Source organism: Acinetobacter sp. C15 (assembly GCF_013420645.1).
Taxonomy (GTDB): domain Bacteria; phylum Pseudomonadota; class Gammaproteobacteria; order Pseudomonadales; family Moraxellaceae; genus Acinetobacter; species Acinetobacter indicus.
In genome coordinates, this window is sequence record NZ_VOXR01000049.1 from 1 (window position 1) to 17,236 (window position 17,236).

11 protein-coding genes, 1 rRNA gene and 3 pseudogenes are annotated in these 17,236 nt (G+C 47.4%); 10 read left to right on the forward strand and 5 right to left on the reverse strand.

The annotated features are described in order from the left end of the window. Positions 1–240: 240 nt before the first annotated feature. From argA to FTT63_RS13280, 5 genes and pseudogenes are all read left to right on the forward strand, one after another. Complete coding sequence (gene argA / locus FTT63_RS13260; RefSeq protein ID WP_127799908.1) at positions 241–1,596, forward strand: amino-acid N-acetyltransferase; 1,356 nt, start codon at positions 241–243, stop codon at positions 1,594–1,596. A 434-nt stretch (positions 1,597–2,030) separates the two neighbouring features. Beyond that, positions 2,031–3,014 carry a sulfonate ABC transporter substrate-binding protein gene (locus FTT63_RS13265; RefSeq protein WP_180192399.1) on the forward strand — a complete coding sequence of 328 codons (984 nt, stop codon included), beginning with the start codon at positions 2,031–2,033 and terminating at the stop codon, positions 3,012–3,014. Positions 3,015–3,025: 11 nt separating this feature from the next. Beyond that, positions 3,026–4,021 carry an aliphatic sulfonate ABC transporter substrate-binding protein gene (locus FTT63_RS13270; RefSeq protein ID WP_104473410.1) on the forward strand — a complete coding sequence of 332 codons (996 nt, stop codon included), beginning with the start codon at positions 3,026–3,028 and terminating at the stop codon, positions 4,019–4,021. Between the two features lie 36 nt (positions 4,022–4,057). Continuing rightward, positions 4,058–4,789, forward strand: a pseudogene (locus FTT63_RS13275) (LLM class flavin-dependent oxidoreductase); the annotation flags it as partial. Between the two features lie 319 nt (positions 4,790–5,108). Beyond that, entirely contained in the window at positions 5,109–5,762 is a 654-nt protein-coding gene (locus tag FTT63_RS13280; RefSeq protein WP_005181018.1) for a TetR family transcriptional regulator C-terminal domain-containing protein, read from the forward strand. Positions 5,763–5,805: 43 nt separating this feature from the next. On the opposite strand, the gene FTT63_RS13285 is transcribed toward FTT63_RS13280, so the two are convergent. Both FTT63_RS13285 and FTT63_RS13290 read right to left on the reverse strand, forming a co-directional pair. Then, the gene (locus FTT63_RS13285; RefSeq protein WP_005181021.1) at positions 5,806–6,372 is read right to left on the reverse strand and encodes a hypothetical protein; all 567 of its coding nucleotides are present in this window, start codon (positions 6,370–6,372) and stop codon (positions 5,806–5,808) included. A 171-nt stretch (positions 6,373–6,543) separates the two neighbouring features. Then, positions 6,544–7,606: pseudogene (locus FTT63_RS13290) on the reverse strand (RNA-guided endonuclease InsQ/TnpB family protein). A 251-nt stretch (positions 7,607–7,857) separates the two neighbouring features. On the opposite strand from FTT63_RS13290, the gene ribF reads away from it, so the two are divergent. From ribF to FTT63_RS13315, 5 genes are all read left to right on the forward strand, one after another. Beyond that, positions 7,858–8,862 (forward strand): riboflavin biosynthesis protein RibF, encoded by a 1,005-nt coding sequence (gene ribF / locus FTT63_RS13295; RefSeq protein WP_075167935.1) that lies wholly within the window; start codon positions 7,858–7,860, stop codon positions 8,860–8,862. A gap of 61 nt (positions 8,863–8,923) precedes the next feature. Next, a complete protein-coding gene (gene ileS / locus FTT63_RS13300; RefSeq protein ID WP_104473413.1) occupies positions 8,924–11,770 on the forward strand; it encodes an isoleucine--tRNA ligase in 2,847 nt (948 codons plus the stop codon). Then, the gene (gene lspA / locus FTT63_RS13305) at positions 11,763–12,302 is read left to right on the forward strand and encodes a signal peptidase II (RefSeq protein WP_005181030.1); all 540 of its coding nucleotides are present in this window, start codon (positions 11,763–11,765) and stop codon (positions 12,300–12,302) included. Before ileS ends, lspA begins: the two co-directional genes overlap by 8 nt. After that, complete coding sequence (locus FTT63_RS13310) at positions 12,295–12,777, forward strand: peptidylprolyl isomerase (RefSeq protein ID WP_005181033.1); 483 nt, start codon at positions 12,295–12,297, stop codon at positions 12,775–12,777. The genes lspA and FTT63_RS13310 overlap by 8 nt, the downstream gene beginning before the upstream one ends. Before the next feature lie 138 nt (positions 12,778–12,915). Then, positions 12,916–13,458 carry an NADPH-dependent FMN reductase gene (locus FTT63_RS13315; RefSeq protein ID WP_180192400.1) on the forward strand — a complete coding sequence of 181 codons (543 nt, stop codon included), beginning with the start codon at positions 12,916–12,918 and terminating at the stop codon, positions 13,456–13,458. A gap of 503 nt (positions 13,459–13,961) precedes the next feature. Here FTT63_RS13315 and FTT63_RS13320 read toward each other — a convergent pair. From FTT63_RS13320 to rrf, 3 genes and pseudogenes are all read right to left on the reverse strand, one after another. Then, positions 13,962–15,128, reverse strand: a pseudogene (locus tag FTT63_RS13320) (PQQ-dependent sugar dehydrogenase). 370 nt (positions 15,129–15,498) lie between these two features. Then, entirely contained in the window at positions 15,499–16,848 is a 1,350-nt protein-coding gene (locus tag FTT63_RS13325; RefSeq protein WP_016658670.1) for an aromatic acid/H+ symport family MFS transporter, read from the reverse strand. 289 nt (positions 16,849–17,137) lie between these two features. After that, positions 17,138–17,236 (reverse strand): 5S ribosomal RNA (rrf, locus tag FTT63_RS13330); the annotation flags it as partial.

Consider the following 17,236-nt stretch of genomic DNA (forward strand, 5'->3'; position numbering starts at 1 on the left):
TCCCATCTTCTTAGGGTTTGGATGGAAACACCCAGTGTTTTAGCTGCAACGCCAATACTAACATATCTATTCATTTGTATATAATAATATAGAAATAAGTAGATTTCAATTAGCAGTTATTAACCCTTCCCTCTTTACACCTGAACCACCCCGTTCAGGTGTTTTTTTATTTTTTCAGCTTACGCCCCGGTATTTTTTGATTAGAATCCACTATAAGACTTTTGCTTGATTGAGACCGGCATGCACCTGAATTCTACCGAAACATCACACAGCACAACTTTGCAATATGTGCACTGGTTTCGACATTCTGCGCCTTATATCAATGCCCATCGCAACAAAACCTTCGTGCTGATGTTTGATGGTGAAGCAGTCCTGCATGACAATTTCCAGCATATTATTCATGATATTGCCCTGCTGCATTCGCTGGGCATCCGGCTAGTGCTGGTGCATGGTGCCCGTCCGCAGATTAACCAGAATTTACAGGCCAGCCAAATCGACACCCCGTTTCATCAGCAGCGCCGCATTACCACGCGCGAATCGTTAAGCTGTGTCATGAATGCGGTCGGTTCAATTCGCCTGCAAATTGAAGCCCTGCTGTCGATGGGACTGGCCAACTCGCCGATGTACGGCGCCCGCATTGATGTAGTCTCGGGCAATTTTATTACCGCCAAGCCCTATGGTATTCGTAATGGGGTTGATTTCCAGCTGACCGGCGAAGTGCGCAGTGTCGATACCGATGCCATTCAGCGTCATCTGGACAATCATAATATTGTCGTGCTCGGTCCGACCGGCTATTCCACGACGGGCGAAGTGTTTAATTTACTGGCTGAAGAAGTCGCCACCAAAACCGCGATTCGCCTGCAAGCCGACAAGCTGATTTTCTTGGGCAAACAGCAGGGTTTACTGAATGAACAGGGTCAGCTGCAACGTGAAATCCGCCCATCCCAGCTCAATCATTATATTGGTCTGTATCAGGCCAGCCAGCCGGAAATGGCCCTGCATTTACGCGGTGCACAGGATGCTGCCACTCAGGGCGTCAATCGCGTACATCTGATTTCCTATGCCTCTGATGGCGCACTACTGGAAGAGCTGTTTACCCGCGATGGTGCCGGCACCATGATTACCGATGCGCATTATGAAGAAGTGCGCACCGCCAATATTCAGGATGTCGGTGGTCTCATCAGCCTGCTGCGCCCGCTGGAAGAAGAAGGTGTGCTGGTTTACCGTTCACGGGAACGGCTGGAAAATGAAATTGAACAGTTTGCGGTGATTGAACGTGATGGCACCATTTTGGCCTGTGCGGCGCTGTATCCGCTACCGGTCAGCGACAATGAACTGCGCTCGGCGGAAATTGCCTGCGTGGCGGTACATCCGGCCTATCGTAAATCCAATCGCGGCAGCCAGATTCTGCATTATCTGGAAGATAAAGCCCGTAGTCTTGGCATTCAGCAGCTATTTATTCTGACCACCCGTACTGCGCACTGGTTTCTGGAACAGGGCTTTGAGCCGGCCAGTGTCGATGACTTACCCAATGCCCGCCAAGCCTTATACAACTACCAGCGCAATTCACTGGTCTGTAAAAAGTCACTCACCTAGTCTGATCAAAGAACACCAACTTCTGAAAAAAATGCAAAAAAATCCAAGTCACTAAAAAAGAGCTAACTCGCCCTTAAAAGAGCGAGAATGCGCTCTTTATGCTTGTTCAAGGCCGGCTTTAGCTCAATTTGACATATGCTTATCTGCAGCCGGCCCAATTCTGCTGCATCTTACATTAGCAGGAATGGGCATAAGCTTATTCCTGCGCCTTCAATTCCATAAAAATATTTTAAATACAACAATTTAACACTTAAGCTTTTAATAGATTATCTATTTTATAAATCAGATTTATGCATAAGATTTGCACATCTTTATTTATCTTTTTTCCTGATTAGAAATTCCTGATTTGTTATTTTTTTCGAAAAAGAAAAATCTTTAAGGTAGCTCTCATTCTCCACTTTTGAATTTTTTAATTTCCGAGAGCAGGTATTTTCATGAGCAGCCTACGCCGTATTTTTTCAACTCAAAGCGCTATTTTATCTGCCGTGGTGGCGGGTGCCATGTTCATAACTGCCTGTAGCAGCCCCAAAGACGCGGACAACATTACCCTGAATATTGGTTTCCAGAAATACGGCATTTTACCAATTGTCAAAGAACGCGGTGAACTGGAACAGGCCTTAAAAGCCCAGGGTGTACAGGTGAAATGGGTAGAATTTCCAGCCGGCCCGCAATTATTGGAAGGTTTAAATGTCGGCAGTGTGGCCTTTGGTGAAGCCGGCGAAGCACCGCCCATTTTTGCCCAGGCGGCCAATTCCAAACTGGTCTATGTGGCCAACCAGCCCAAAGCACCGCTAGCTGAGGCCTTAATTGTGCCTAAAGATTCAGCCATTCAGTCGGTGCAGGATCTAAAAGGCAAACGCATTGCCCTGAACAAAGGCTCCAATGTGCATTATCTGCTGCTGAAGCTGTTAGCAGCCAACCAGCTTAGCCTGCACGATATTCAAGTGGTGTATTTACCCCCATCCGATGCCCGCGCAGCCTTTGAACGTGGTTCGGTGGATGCCTGGGTGATCTGGGATCCGTTCTTTGCCGCAGCCGAACACCAGATTGGCGCACGGGTCATTGCCACCGGCGAAAATCTGGTCAGCAACCATCAGTTCTATCTGGCGGATCGTCAGTTTGCCGAACAGCATCCGCAGGTTCTAGACACCGTGGTGCAAAGCTTGAACAGCACCACGCAATGGGTGGCCCAGCATCAGGATGAAGCGGCTCAACTGCTGCAAAAACCGACCGGCCTGGATGTCGAGGTCTTAAAAACTTCAATTTCCCGTATGGGCTTTGGCGTACAGGCCATCTCTAGTGACGTGGCCAAAGAACAGCAATATGTAGCTGATGCCTTTTATCAGCAAAAGCTGATTCCACAGCAAATTCAGATTCAGGCGGCCCTGCTGAATACGCAGTCGACACCACAAGAATGAGGAATAAGAAGATGCGTAAATTAACAATCTGGGCGCTGCTGGGTATTTCCACGCTGGGACTGGGTCTCAGCGGCTGCCAGAAACCGGAAGCCCACAAGGCGGTAACGGACAACAACTCAACTGAACAGGCGCTGAAAACCATTTCCATTGGCTACCAGAAATCTTCCTTAAATTTACTGGTGGCACGTGATGAAAAACTGCTGGAACAGCAATTCCCACAGGCCAAAATTGAATGGAAAGAGTTTCCGGCCGGACCGCAAATGCTGGAAGCCCTGGCCGTTGGTGCAGTCGATTATGGTTCAGTGGGGAATACCCCGCCCATTTTTGCCCAGGCGGCTGGCAAGGAGCTGAACTATGTCGGCTATGAAGTCTATGCCGACCATTCACTGGCCTTAGTGGTACCACAGCAAAGTGCCATACAGACCCTGCAGGATTTAAAAGGCAAACGTATTGCCCTGCAAAAAGGCTCCAATGCCCACGAATTTCTGGCCAAAGTGCTGGCCAAAGCCAACTTGAACTGGTCGGATATTCAGCCAATCTGGCTGCCACCGGCCGATGCACGTGCCGCCTTTGACAAGCAGTCGATTGATGCCTGGGCCATCTGGGACCCGTTCCTGTCTGCGGTTGAACTGCATGGACAGGCCCGCCCGCTGATCAAGACCGGTGAGTTTGACCAGACCTATTCGTTTTATGTGGCCAATCCCAAATTTATTGCCGCACATCCACAGGCCACCACCGGCTTTCTGGCGGCCCTGAATGCCGCGGATCAGTGGATTGTTAAACATCAGTCTCAGGCCCTAGAAATTTATCAGAAAAATACCGGCCTGGACCCGGCGGTCGCCAAAAACGCCTTTGACCGCCGCCTGAAACCGTCTCCAATTCAACGCTTAAACCCGACAGTCATTCAGGCCCAGCAGAAAATTGCTGACCAGTTCTATCAGCTCAAGCTGATTCCAAAACCGATTGAGGTCCAGCCCATTGTCTGGACGGCTCCAACTGCAGATTGATGACCGAGTAATCCCATTTAAATAAAGGACGATAATATGAAAATTTTCTGGTTTATTCCCACCCATGGTGACAGCCGCTATTTAGGTACCAGCAAAGGTGGCCGTCAGGTCGATCATGCCTATATGAAACAGATTGCGGTGGCAGTGGACAATTTAGGTTATGAAGGTGTACTGATTCCAACCGGCCGTTCTTGTGAAGATCCGTGGATTACTGCAGCCAGTTTAATTGATGCGACCCAGAACCTGAAATTTCTGGTGGCCTTGCGTCCAGGCGTGACCACACCAGCCTTAGCAGCGCGTATGGCGGCGACGTTTGACCGTTTATCTGGCGGCCGGGTGTTACTGAATCTGGTCACGGGCGGTGATGAACAGGAACTAAAAGGCGATGGTGTCTATGAAGATCATGCCACGCGTTATCAGACGGCTGCGGAATACACCACCATCTGGCGTGAAATTTTAACCCGCTCGCATACGGGCGAATCGTTCAGCTTCCACGGCGAACGCTTACAGGTCGATGAAGCCAAGCTGCTCTATCCACCGGTCCAGCAACCATATCCGCCGCTCTGGTTTGGTGGCTCTTCCGATGCAGCCATTGAGCTGGCCACCGATCAGGTCGACACCTATTTAACCTGGGGTGAACCGCCGGCAGCAGTAAAAGAAAAAATTGAAACGGTACGTGCCAAAGCTGCAGCCAAAGGCCGTAGCCTGAACTATGGCATCCGTCTGCATGTGATTGTGCGTGAAACCAATGAGCAAGCCTGGCAAGCGGTAAAACTTCATCTCGGTTTATGAAACTTTTGTGACATAGGCCCAAAGAGATGTAGGATTATTTCTATAAACTATGTCTTATATTTTGATTTAAAATAAAAGAATAAAAAATCTTTGAAATCAAGTCTTCAGTTATATTTTTTACCAGACTCAAAAAGTGTGCTTTATAGGGCTTAAATTTAACAATCCTGGGGAAATTATTAGTTAATCTACAAAATTCTGCTGCATTTATCATAATTTGCAATAGACGAGGATGCACAAAACTGATGATTTGACGTACAATTCGTGATTCCCCCTTTTCATTGTTTTTTAATTGCTAATGGAACAAAAAAAGAGTACTCAAAAACGACATCAGTTGCTGAACGCAGCACTCGACGTATTTTCCTTATACGGTTTTAATGGGGCGAGCTTAGATGAAATCGCTCAGATTGCAGAAATGCATAAGTCGAATATTTTCTATTACTATGAAAATAAAGAAGCGTTATATGTAGAAGTGCTGACCACTGTATTACAGAAATGGCTGGCGCCACTGCAAATGCTGGAAGCCGAGCTTGAACCTGAAGAAGCGATCACCAACTACTTATTGCAAAAGATTGAAGTGTCTCGCACCCAGCCAAAAGCTTCACGCCTGTTTGCGCTGGAAGTGATTCAGGGTGCCCCGCATATTCTGGAAATCCTGAAAGGTCCGCTGAAAAAACTGGTCAAGCGTAAAGCCAAAGTCATCAGCAACTGGCAGGAACAAGGCAAAATCTCCAAAGATATTGACCCTGAACTGCTGATTCTGAATATTTGGGCCCTGACCCAGAACTATGCAGACTTCGCGACGCAAATGGAAATGGTCACCGGCAAAACCCTGCGCAACCGCAGCATGCAGCAGCGCATTATCCAGCATACCGTGCATCTGATGCTTTATGGTATTGTGCCGCGTCCAGAACTGAATACCGCACCTCCCTCAGAATCAATCGACGATTGAGCATGATTTTGGCATACGACCATAGTTTGCTATGGTCGCCGAACTAAAAACCACTCTGCTGATATAACGACAATAATTTTTTCGCCCCCAGCAACAGATTTTCTTCCCAGTCCAGATGTGCCGTATCGTTGGCGCCATCGGTAATATATTTGACGGAAATCAGCCGTACATCCAGTTTTTTGCAGACCTTGGCCAGCGCATAGCCTTCCATATCCACCAGATTACAGGCCACTTTCGGTGTACCAGTTTCAAAGCTGTCACCGGTGCCACAAATACCAGCCGGTAAATGGGAAAAATGCTGCGGCAAATGAATTTCCGCCGGATGATCGTCATCCATGGGTGTCACTCCGACCTGAAAACCCAACGGCGATACATCCATATCACGCTGTACAAACTGGGTCACTTCCACCAGCTCATGCGCATTAAAATAGGAGCTGCCGGCCGTACCTAAATTTAACAGGGTTTTACAGCCAGTTTTCTGAATTACCTCAAAGGCTTTAAAGGCAGCATTAATCTTGCCAATACCACTATAATGCACCTCGATGCCAGCCTGTTCAAACAGACCTTTGGATTCACTCGGCAATGCCATAATTAAGGCCAGATCCGACATTATTGCTTCTCTACCGCAGTTGCTGGGAGCCACATTAGAAAGCAAAAGGCAGAAAAATAAAAGCTATCCCTGAAATGACAGGTCTTCCAACGACTCCACTTTTTTTCATATCTATGCAGCTTTTCAGTACTGGCTACGCGTTTCCATTTTCATTCGCTCCTGTTGACATCCTCACCCACCTGAAAGGAGGGAAATTCCTACTGCTAGACGCTTATGCCCAAGCGCAAGTATGTTCTTGGCGGAGTTTAAATCGCGTTGATTTACACTTCCGCATTCACATTCCCATACTCTTATTCGCAAATCTATCTTTCGGACTGCTTGCGGTGATTGCACCGCAGCTCGAACAGGTTTGGGTTGTGAATCTCTCGTTGACTTCCTCAAACATGACCCCTGCGTTCTCGCATTTATACTTGAGCATGGTTTTGAGTGCTGAAAATCCTGTATCTAAAACAGATTTCGCCATTTTAGTTTTTACAAGTTTGTTCGCACTTAGATCACCAACGACAATCAGTGCATTGTCTTTCACCAGCTGGGTGCTAACCTTGTGCAAATAGTCTTTACGACAGTTTGCAATCTTGGCGTGTAATGCACGGACACGCTTTTTATTTCTCGCTCTCTGAGCAATACCGAGCTTTTGCTCGTATTTTCGATAGAACTTGGGATTACTGATGACTGTGCCATCTGAACAAGTAGCAATATCTTTTAAGCCTAGATCAATACCCACGGCTTTTGTGGCGGTAGGTTTGTCTTGTTTGGGTGAATCAACCACTAAGCAGAGATACCAACGTCCACGACTATCCTCTACAAATGAGCCTGTTTGAATGCTGTATTTCGATAGTCCGTAACTATCCCATAGCTTGAATTGATGCTTGCCATACTGAACGTATCCATCGGCGTATTTAATAGCGACCTTTTTAAAGGGTATCCAACCTAGTGATCTTCTTGCTGATTTCTTATTACTGACACGCCATCTCAATTTTGATTTTTTGAACTGTTTTCTGCGAGTGACCAATTCTTCTGTTACAGCCTGAATGGTTTGGCTATGAAGATTACATTCCTTTGATGCGCCTTTCGTATATTTAGCAATATCGTATGCTGAAAAGAATTGTTGTTTGCGCTGTAGGTGTTTGAAACACAAATCATTGACATAGTTCCAGACAAAATTAACTTCAGATGCCAATTGGTCTAGCACCTTACAATGTTTGTCTTTTATGCGTAATTTAAGTGTTTTCATGGGCTTATATTAGCTCATATCAGGCTTAAAATATTGGTTTTTAGTAATTAAACGACATTTCATGTCGTGTCGCTTATATCTCTGACCTGAAAGACAGAGTTTTACGCTCCATTTGATAAAAACCCGCCAGTGCTGTGGCACCAGTCAAAAATGAGCAAGAAAAATTTTGCATAAAAACAGAACAACAAGACGAATGTGTGAGAATATGGCAATATATAGCCTTTCTTAATGTATAACGTCATTCTTTGCCCATGCAGCTCCTCCGTCTGAATGCTTTAGCGCCTGATTTTCAACTGGAAAAAACTGCCGTTACCATTGGTAATTTTGACGGCGTGCATTTGGGGCATCAGGCCATGATTGCCCAGCTAAAACAGCTGGCAGCAGCCCAGCAGCTGAAAACCCTGGTGATGATTTTCGAGCCACAGCCGCTGGAATTTTTTAAAGGCTATGAGGCACCGCCGCGCATCAGCTCCTTGAGAGAAAAAGTCGAATATTTAACCGAGCTGGGTGTAGACTATATTGCAGTCGCCAAATTTGATAATTATTTCCGCAGCTTAAGCGCCGAAGCCTTTGCCGACATACTCAAATATAAACTCAATGCCCACAGTCTGGTGCTGGGTGATGACTTCCATTTTGGCAAAAACCGTCAGGGTAATAGCGAGTTTTTGCAGCAATACGGCTTTCAGGTCACCAACTTAAACACCATTCTGGCCGATGGTGAACGGGTCAGCTCGACCCGGATCCGTCAGACCTTGCAGGCCGGCAATTTAGCGCTGGCAGCCAAATTGCTGGGGCGCCCGTATAGTATTACCGGCCGGGTACAATACGGCGACCAGATTGGCCGGACCATTGATTTTCCGACCATTAATGTCCGTCTGAACCGGCATAAACCCTGCCTGAACGGGATTTATGGTGTGGAAGTGGTCTGTGAAACCGAATCCTTACAAGCCAAAGTTCAGGCAGAGAATCCGAACCAGCCCGGAATTGCCGGCTATGACCCGACCGCGCTGTTTGGTGCCGGTCATGTCGGTACCCGACCGGCCATCAAACAGGACCATCCGGAATGGCGATTAGAAGTACATTTCCCCGAGGTTTCTGCTAATCTGTATGGCCTGTTAATGCGGGTGACGTTCTTAAACTATTTACATGGCGAAAAGGACTATCCTTCGCTTGAAGCCTTAAAAGCCGGAATTGATGATGATGTGGAGAAACTGCTTGAGTTTCGCCGCAGCACCCCAAAATTCCCTTTTGAATAACTCACATTTTTACTGTAAAACGTGTCAGTCAAATGGCTGATTAAATTGGAAGACAACTTGCATGAGCGATAAGCAAACTCCTGAAAATGCAGTGGACTATAAAGCCACACTGAACCTCCCAGGTACTGACTTTGCAATGAAAGCAAACCTCGCAGTACGTGAAGCGAAATGGTTAGAAGAGTGGTATGCCGATGACATTTATCAGCAGATTCGTGCATCGCGTATCGGCAAGAAAAAATATGTGCTTCATGACGGCCCTCCGTATGCCAATGGTCAAATTCACCTTGGTCACGCGGTTAATAAGGTCCTGAAAGACATCATCATTAAAAGCCGTGTCATGGACGGTTTTGACGCACCATATGTACCAGGCTGGGACTGTCACGGTCTTCCAATTGAACTGAAAGTTGAAGAAAAAGTTGGCAAAGTCGGCGTCAAAGTTGATGCTTCGACCTTTCGTAAAGCCTGCCGTGAATATGCCTACACCCAGGTTGAGCTGCAGAAAAAAGACTTTATCCGTATGGGCGTGTTTGGCGACTGGAACAACCCATACCTGACCATGAACTTCAAGCAGGAAGCGGATATTGTCCGTTCTCTGGGTGCCATTGCCAAAGCCGGTCATATCGAGCCAGGCCTGAAACCGGTGAACTGGTGTCTGGACTGTGGTTCAGCGCTGGCAGAAGCTGAAGTTGAATATGAAGATAAAAAATCCGATGCAATTGACGTCGGTTTTACAGTGGTTGACTTAGCTGATTTGTCTGCACGTCTAGGTGTTGATGTTAAAGACTCAACCGATATCGTGATCTGGACCACCACCCCATGGACCCTGCCAGCCAACCAGGCGGTAGCATTACATGCCGAACTTGAATATCAACTGGTCAAGGCGCGCGGTGAAGAACAGGCCGAGCAAAACTTTATTCTGGCAAAAACACTGGTAGAATCTGCGACCCAGCGTTATGGCTTCAATTCATTTGAAGTGCTGGCCGAGTTTGCCGGTAGCAAACTGGAAAATCTGGTGCTGCAACATCCGTTAATTACTGAGCGTCAAGTGCCGGTGATTCTGGGTGAACACGTCACCGATGCCAGCGGTACAGGTGCCGTGCATACTGCACCGGGCCACGGTGTAGACGACTATAAAGTCGGCCTGCAATACAACCTGAAAGTCGACAACCCGGTGGGCGGCAATGGCGTGTATTTACCGACTGCGCCAATTTTTGCCGGTGAACATATTTATAAAGCCAATCCGCAAATTATTGCTGCGCTGGGCGAAGCCAACAAATTGTGGGCACATCATCCAATCAAGCATAGCTATCCGCACTGCTGGCGTCATAAAACCCCGATTATCTTCCGTGCCACACCGCAATGGTTTATCAGCATGGATGCCAAAGGTTTACGCCAAGGTGCCCTGAATGCAATTGAAAACGAGATCAGCTTCGTGCCAGATTGGGGTAAAAACCGGATTCAGGCAATGATTGAAGGTCGTCCGGACTGGTGTATTTCGCGTCAGCGTACCTGGGGCGTGCCAATTCCATTCTTCGTGCATAAAGACACCAACGAACTGCATCCACGTACCCCTGAACTGATCGAAGAAGTGGCTAAACTGATTGAACAGGAAGGCATTGACGGCTGGTATAACCGTGAAGCCAAAGACTTCATTGGTGATGATGCTGAACACTACAACGCCGTACGTGACACCTTAGACGTCTGGTTTGACTCAGGTACAACCCACTATGCCGTGCTGCGTGAACGTGAAGAACTGCAAGATCCGGCCGATCTGTATCTTGAAGGTTCGGATCAGCACCGTGGCTGGTTCCAGTCTTCACTGCTGACCTCGATTGCCATCAATGAACGTGCGCCATACAAAGGCTTGTTGACGCATGGTTTCGTGGTCGATGAAAAAGGCCGCAAAATGTCGAAGTCGCTCGGGAATATCATTACCCCGCAAGACATCATCAAAGACATGGGTGCAGATGGCTTACGTTTCTGGATTGCCTCTGCGGATTACCGTTATGAAATGACCGCCGGTAAAGAAATCTTTAGCCGTGCCTCAGACGGTTACCGTCGTATCCGTAACACGCTGCGTTTCTTGCTGGCCAACTTAAATGGCTTCAAACCATCGACTGATGCCCTGCCGGTGGATCAGCTGATTGCGCTGGATCAATACATCCTGCAACGTGCGTCTGAAGTACAAGAAACCATCAAGAAAGCCTATGAAGATATGAACTTCCATATCGTCACCAGCGCCTTGACCAACTTCTGTATTAATGACTTAGGTGGTTTCTATCTCGACATCATCAAAGACCGTCAGTACACCACCAAAGCGGACTCTCAGGCACGTCATTCTGCGCAAACTGCGCTGTATCACTTGGTACAAGCCTTTGTTCGCTGGATGGCACCAATCCTAAGCTTCACTGCCCAAGAAGCGTGGCCACTGATTCCTGAGCAATCAGAAAAATATGTATTCACCGCTGAATGGTATGAGCTGCCGGTGGCCTCTGAAGCCAACGTGCTGGCTGAAAGCGAATGGCAGACTTTAATTGCAGTAAAATCTGCCGTGAACAAGTTTATTGAAGCGGCGCGTACTGCAAAAACCGTCGGTTCGAACCTGTCTGCCAAAGTGGAGCTGTGGGCCAATGCCGAGCTGAAAGCAGTGCTGGATAAACTGGGCGATGAACTGCGTTTTGTCCTGATTACCTCTCAGGTGATTGTGAATGAGTTTGATGCCGCACAAGGCGAAGCTTCTGATCTTGACGGTCTGAACGTGAAAGTGTCTGCGGCAGATGGCGAGAAATGTGTACGCTGCTGGCACGTCCTGCCAGATGTGAATACACATCCTGCACATCCAGGTTTATGTGGTCGTTGTATTATTAACCTCCCGACAGGCCAAGGCGAAGAGAGAAAATATGCCTAATCCACAACCGAAAAAGGGCTTATTCCAGTTCTATCCGCATAATTTGTGGTGGATCGGACTGTCTATTGTGGCGATTATTCTGGATCAATGGACCAAATGGATTGCAGTCACCCATCTGAATTATGCAGATCCGGTGCCTGTGCTGCCCTTTTTAAATTGGACATTACTGCATAACTATGGCGCAGCCTTTAGTTTCTTGTCCGATGCGGGTGGCTGGCAACGCTATTTCTTCACCTCACTGGCAGGTTTGGTCTCCGTGATCTTTGTGTTCTGGCTGATGCGTATGCCAAAGAACATGCTGGTATTACCGCTGGCCATTGCCCTGATTCTGGGCGGGGCCATTGGTAACCTGATTGATCGGGTCGCTCTGGGCTATGTGGTCGACTTTATTCATGTTTACTACAACAACAGCCACTTCCCTGCCTTTAATATTGCAGATAGTGCCATTACCTTAGGCACCATCTTGCTTCTTATTGATACGTTTTTCCTGGAAAAACACCGTATTCAACGTGCGCAGGCGCAACATGACTGAATTTATCAATCCGAACGAAGACACCCGTATTGAAGCGGGTTCTAAAGTTGAACTTCACTTTTCTGTGGCCATTGAAAGCGGTCCGGAAATTGACAATACCCGTAGCCGTGCCGAACCGGTCAGTCTGGTGATGGGCGATGGCAGCCTGTTACCGGGTTTTGAAAAAGCCCTGTTTGGCTTGCGTGCTGGCGACCGTCGTACCGTCAGCCTGCCGCCCGAAGAAGCTTTTGGTCCATGGAACCCGGAAAATGTCCAAACCTTTGACACCGTCAAGTTTGAACAGCGTCCGGTTGAAGGCCACATGATCGAGTTTGAAGACAAGGCCAAACAAAGCCTGTATGGCGTGGTCAAATCGGTCAATGATGACATCACTGAAGTCGACTTTAACCATCCACTGGCCGGTAAAGACATTACCTTTGAAGTGGAAATCTTTAAAGTTACCCCAGCGGGCCAGCAAGGCATTCAACTGAAATAAAATTTCCGCATTTTTGAAAAGCTCCTTCGGGAGCTTTTTTCATGCCATGTTCATGATGCAGATACAAACTGACTCTATTCAGGCTAACGCAATTCACGTTAATTTGATCCCTACAGCAAAAACAACACAGGATAAAACATGAATATTCAGATTATTGTCGGCAGTGTACGCGAGGGACGTACCGCTATTAAAGTCGCACACTGGGTACAGCAGGCCATTAAAAGCTATAACTTTAGTACCGTGCAAACCGAGCTGGTCGATTTAAAAGAATGGAACCTGCCACTATTTGCCGGTCCGAATCCGCCGCTAAGCGGTATTTATGACCAGCCGCGTCAACAGGAATGGGCCGACAAAATTGCCCAGGGCGATGCCTTTATTTTTATCAGCCCCGAATATAACCATGGCTATAGCCCGGCCTTAAAAAATGCGCTGGATTACTTAGGCAAAGAATGGCAAGGCAAACCAGCGGCTTATATCGGCTATGGTGCCACCAATGGATCACGCTCGATTGACCAGATCCGTCAGGTCGGCACCCAGCTGGGACTGATTGACAGCAATGCAGTGGTGGAAATCCGCGATATTTTTAGCCGTAACCGTAGCGAAAGCTTTGAACCGAATGAATTTGATGACAAGACCCTGAAACAGGTAATTGACAAGCTGATTCAATATGTCAGCTCATAATGCCAGCAGCCCTGTAAGCATTTTCTTACAGCAGCTGTGGTGAACTGCGACTAGGGCGCAGCGCGCTTTCATTTTATAGTACCCACATACAGAGACAGGAGGTCTCTTAAATCAAAACAATAACAATAAAAGCAACAACAGCAGGATGCTGATCGGTACGACAGGAGTTATACCGGAATAATGAATCCAGAGAAGCCCGGACAGGATGTTCGGGCTTCTTTTATTTCAGTCCTTTATGTTCTGGTTCTTGTAGATGATGCGCTATTTTAAATCAATCGCTGTTGTACGCCTGAGCGTACAGTACTTGTCGGGTTTTGCGGCTGGTTGGTTCTGATCGCCTGACGTATATTAAAACCATACCGGGACAGGAGGTCTCGTTGCATAAAACAATAATCATAAGCCGCATGCAGGATGCACGCACAGATATAACAGGAGTGATATCTGAGAACTGAATCTAAAAAGCCCCGACAGGATGTCGGGGCTTTTTATTATCTGTGAATTCATTATTTGGCTGTCATTTTCAGCAAGCTAGCGCCTTTACCATCTTCAATCACCCATAAATGACCTTCACGCGCTTCAATCACCCCGCGAATACGCTGCTTCATGTCCAGCCGTTGTACTTCACGTACCGGTTGAGCCTGGGTGTCAATCACAATAATCGCCTGCGATGACAATCCTCCGGCAATGGCCTTATTTTTCCACTGTGGAAACTGATCGCCACGGTAAAAGATTAAACTCGAAGGTGAAATGACCGGGGTCCAGTCCAGTTCCGGCGCTTTAAATTCTGGCCGGGTCGCATGATCCGGAATTGGCTGACCGCTATAATGATCGCCATTGGACACAATCGGATAGCCATAATTGGCGCCTTTTTCAATCCGGTTCAGCTCATCTCCGCCTTTGGGTCCCATCTCAATCACCCACAGCTGCCCCGCCGGGTCAAACGCCATACCTAAGGGATTACGATGCCCTAGGCTTCATACCTGTGCCGCAATCTGGCCCTGAACGCGGAACGGATTATCTGGCGCAGCGCTGCCATCTGCATTTAAACGTAAAATTTTCCCTAAATTGGAGTTCAGGTCCTGTGCCGGATCGAACTTTTGTCGCTCTCCCGAACTGACCCACAAATAGCCGGCCTGATCAAACAACAGCCGGTGAGCATAATGCCCCTGCCCCGGAACTTTCGGCACTTGGGCCCAGATCTGCTGTATATTTTTTAGCTGTGGCTGAGCCGCATCTTTTAAATCCAGCTCGGCACGCGCCACCACCGCGCCATAACCGCCTGTGCCGGCTTCCACATAACTTAAATAGACCCAGCGATTCTGGGCAAACTGTGGATGCAGCGCGACATCACCCAAACCGCCCTGCCCGCCATAGGCAACTTTGGGGACACCTTTAACCTCAAGCAGCAGTTTATTGCTCGGGTTAAACAATTTGAGTCGTCCACGCTTTTCAGTAATTAACAAGCGGCCATCGGGCAGCTCAGCCATCGCCCACGGTTCCTGTAAGCGCGCCACCCGTTCCAGCTGATAAGACTGGCTGGTCTTGCTAGTTTCACTGCTTTGGGCGGCTTTCGCTGAATTGGCAGGCTCGGTCTGGGCATTACATCCGGTGGTTAATCCTGCGATGAGCAATGCCGCAGGCCAGGTCAAATATTGTTGTAGTTTTGCCATGACATTTCCTAAAACAGAACAGACAATACTTTGATTGTAGCCCAAAGCCAGTTTTGACCAAGAACACTTGCGTAACCTGCCGGACTTTGTCCGTTTTGGCTTACACCGAATGAAGACAATTGAGGCTAGGAGCAAACCCAGAATTTTCGTATTCTAAATTCATCAGGAAACAGGACGTTTCCCAAACGGAAAACAACAATAATTAGTTTGCGCACCAGGATCGTGAGGTACGACAGGAGTTATACCTAAAGCACGAAATACGAAGAAACCCCGTCAGGATGATGGGGTTTCTTTTTATCTGTGGTTTTTGTTTTCTTAATGCCATAAAAAAAGCCCCCAATCTATGGAGGCTTTTTTCATTTAATACCAATTAGGCTTTGGCAATCGCCGCTTTGCCTGCTTTAATCTGTTCTGCTTCATCTTCACTCATGATCAGCGCCACGGCAATTGCGGTAATCAATACCGGTAAACCGACAGCAATAAAGTTGAAGTGTGCTGGCAGGTTCATACCGAGTAAGCCACCAATCAGGATTGGTCCAACAATCGCACCCATACGGCCAATTGCAGATGACCAGCCAATTCCGGTTGAACGTACTGCCAGTGGATAGTATTGCGCCACATAACTATACAGCAACATTTGTGAACCGATTGACGCTGCACCCGCCAAGAATACCAAGATGTACAGCAAGAACTGGTTTGACTGGAAGCCCATCAGACTCATCACAATCGCGCCCATAATCCCCAGGAACATCAACACCGGTTTCAGATGGAAACGGTCAGCCAGAATACCACCGCCGACAATACCAACCACGGCACCCACGTTCATCACCATCATGAACATCAGACTATTGTCCATTGAATAGCCTGCCGCCATCATCAGTTTAGGCAACCAGCTGCTTAAGGCGTACATGGTCAGCAAGCAGGTAAAGAACGCTAACCAGAACAATAAGGTGTTTAACGCACGGCCACGTTTGAACAGGCTTACCACGTTGGCTGCTTCCGGCACATCGACCTGATGCAGTTCAAATTTGGTTTCATTGCTAATCTGCACTTCTGGGGCCAAGCGGGCCATGATTGGACGCGCCTGTTCCTGCTTGTTCTCTTTCACAATAAACATCAGCGATTCAGGCAGGAATTTCCAGATAATTGGCAACAGCAACAGTGGAATACCGGCAATAAAGAACATGATTTCCCAGCCAAAGCTTGGGGTTAACCAGGCACCCAATAATGCTGCCATCACACCACCCACTGCATAACCACTAAACATGGTGGTCACCAGCGTACTACGCATGTTCTTTGGCGCGTATTCAGAGGTTAAAGCCACCAGGTTAGGCATCACCCCACCAATCCCTAAACCGGCCAGGAAGCGCAAAATACCGAATTCTGTCGGATTAGAAGCAAAGCCACCTGCGAAGGTTAGACCACTGAATAACACAATACAGATCATGATGACTTTTTTACGGCCAATTTTGTCGGCCAGCGAGCCGAAAATCATGGCACCGAACATCATCCCTGCCAATGCAGTACTGGCCAGCATACCGGCTTGCACCGCACTTAAGCCCCACTCGTCCATTAATAAAGGCAATACCACACCATTAATGGCTAAATCATAACCATCAAATAAAATGATCAGTAGACACCATGCCACTACATTAAAATGAAATGGTTTAAATTTTGCGTGATCAATGACATCATTTACGTTAATAGTTTGATGTGTCATTCCTCACCTCCTGTGAGTCTGTATTTCAGTGAACTTCCATAGCAACCCATAATGAAGACCCTCATTTCGAGCCTTCTTCATCCACACTTTGCTAGTGGAGTAGATGGTGCAACTTTCACACAATTTACAGAAAATAAGAATTGAACATTAGTCTACAATCCTATTAATAATTAAAGTTTTATATATTATTCTCATTAGACATAAGTTTTATTTTGCTTTATTAAGCACACAAATTTTCTGCATAAAAAAATCCCCCTGCTGTTTAAGCTAGGGGGATTTTGAATTAATGAGCTGGCGATGACTTACTCTCACATGGGTAACCCCACACTACCATCAGCGCTAAGAGGTTTCACTTCTGAGTTCGGGAAGGGATCAGGTGGTTCACTCT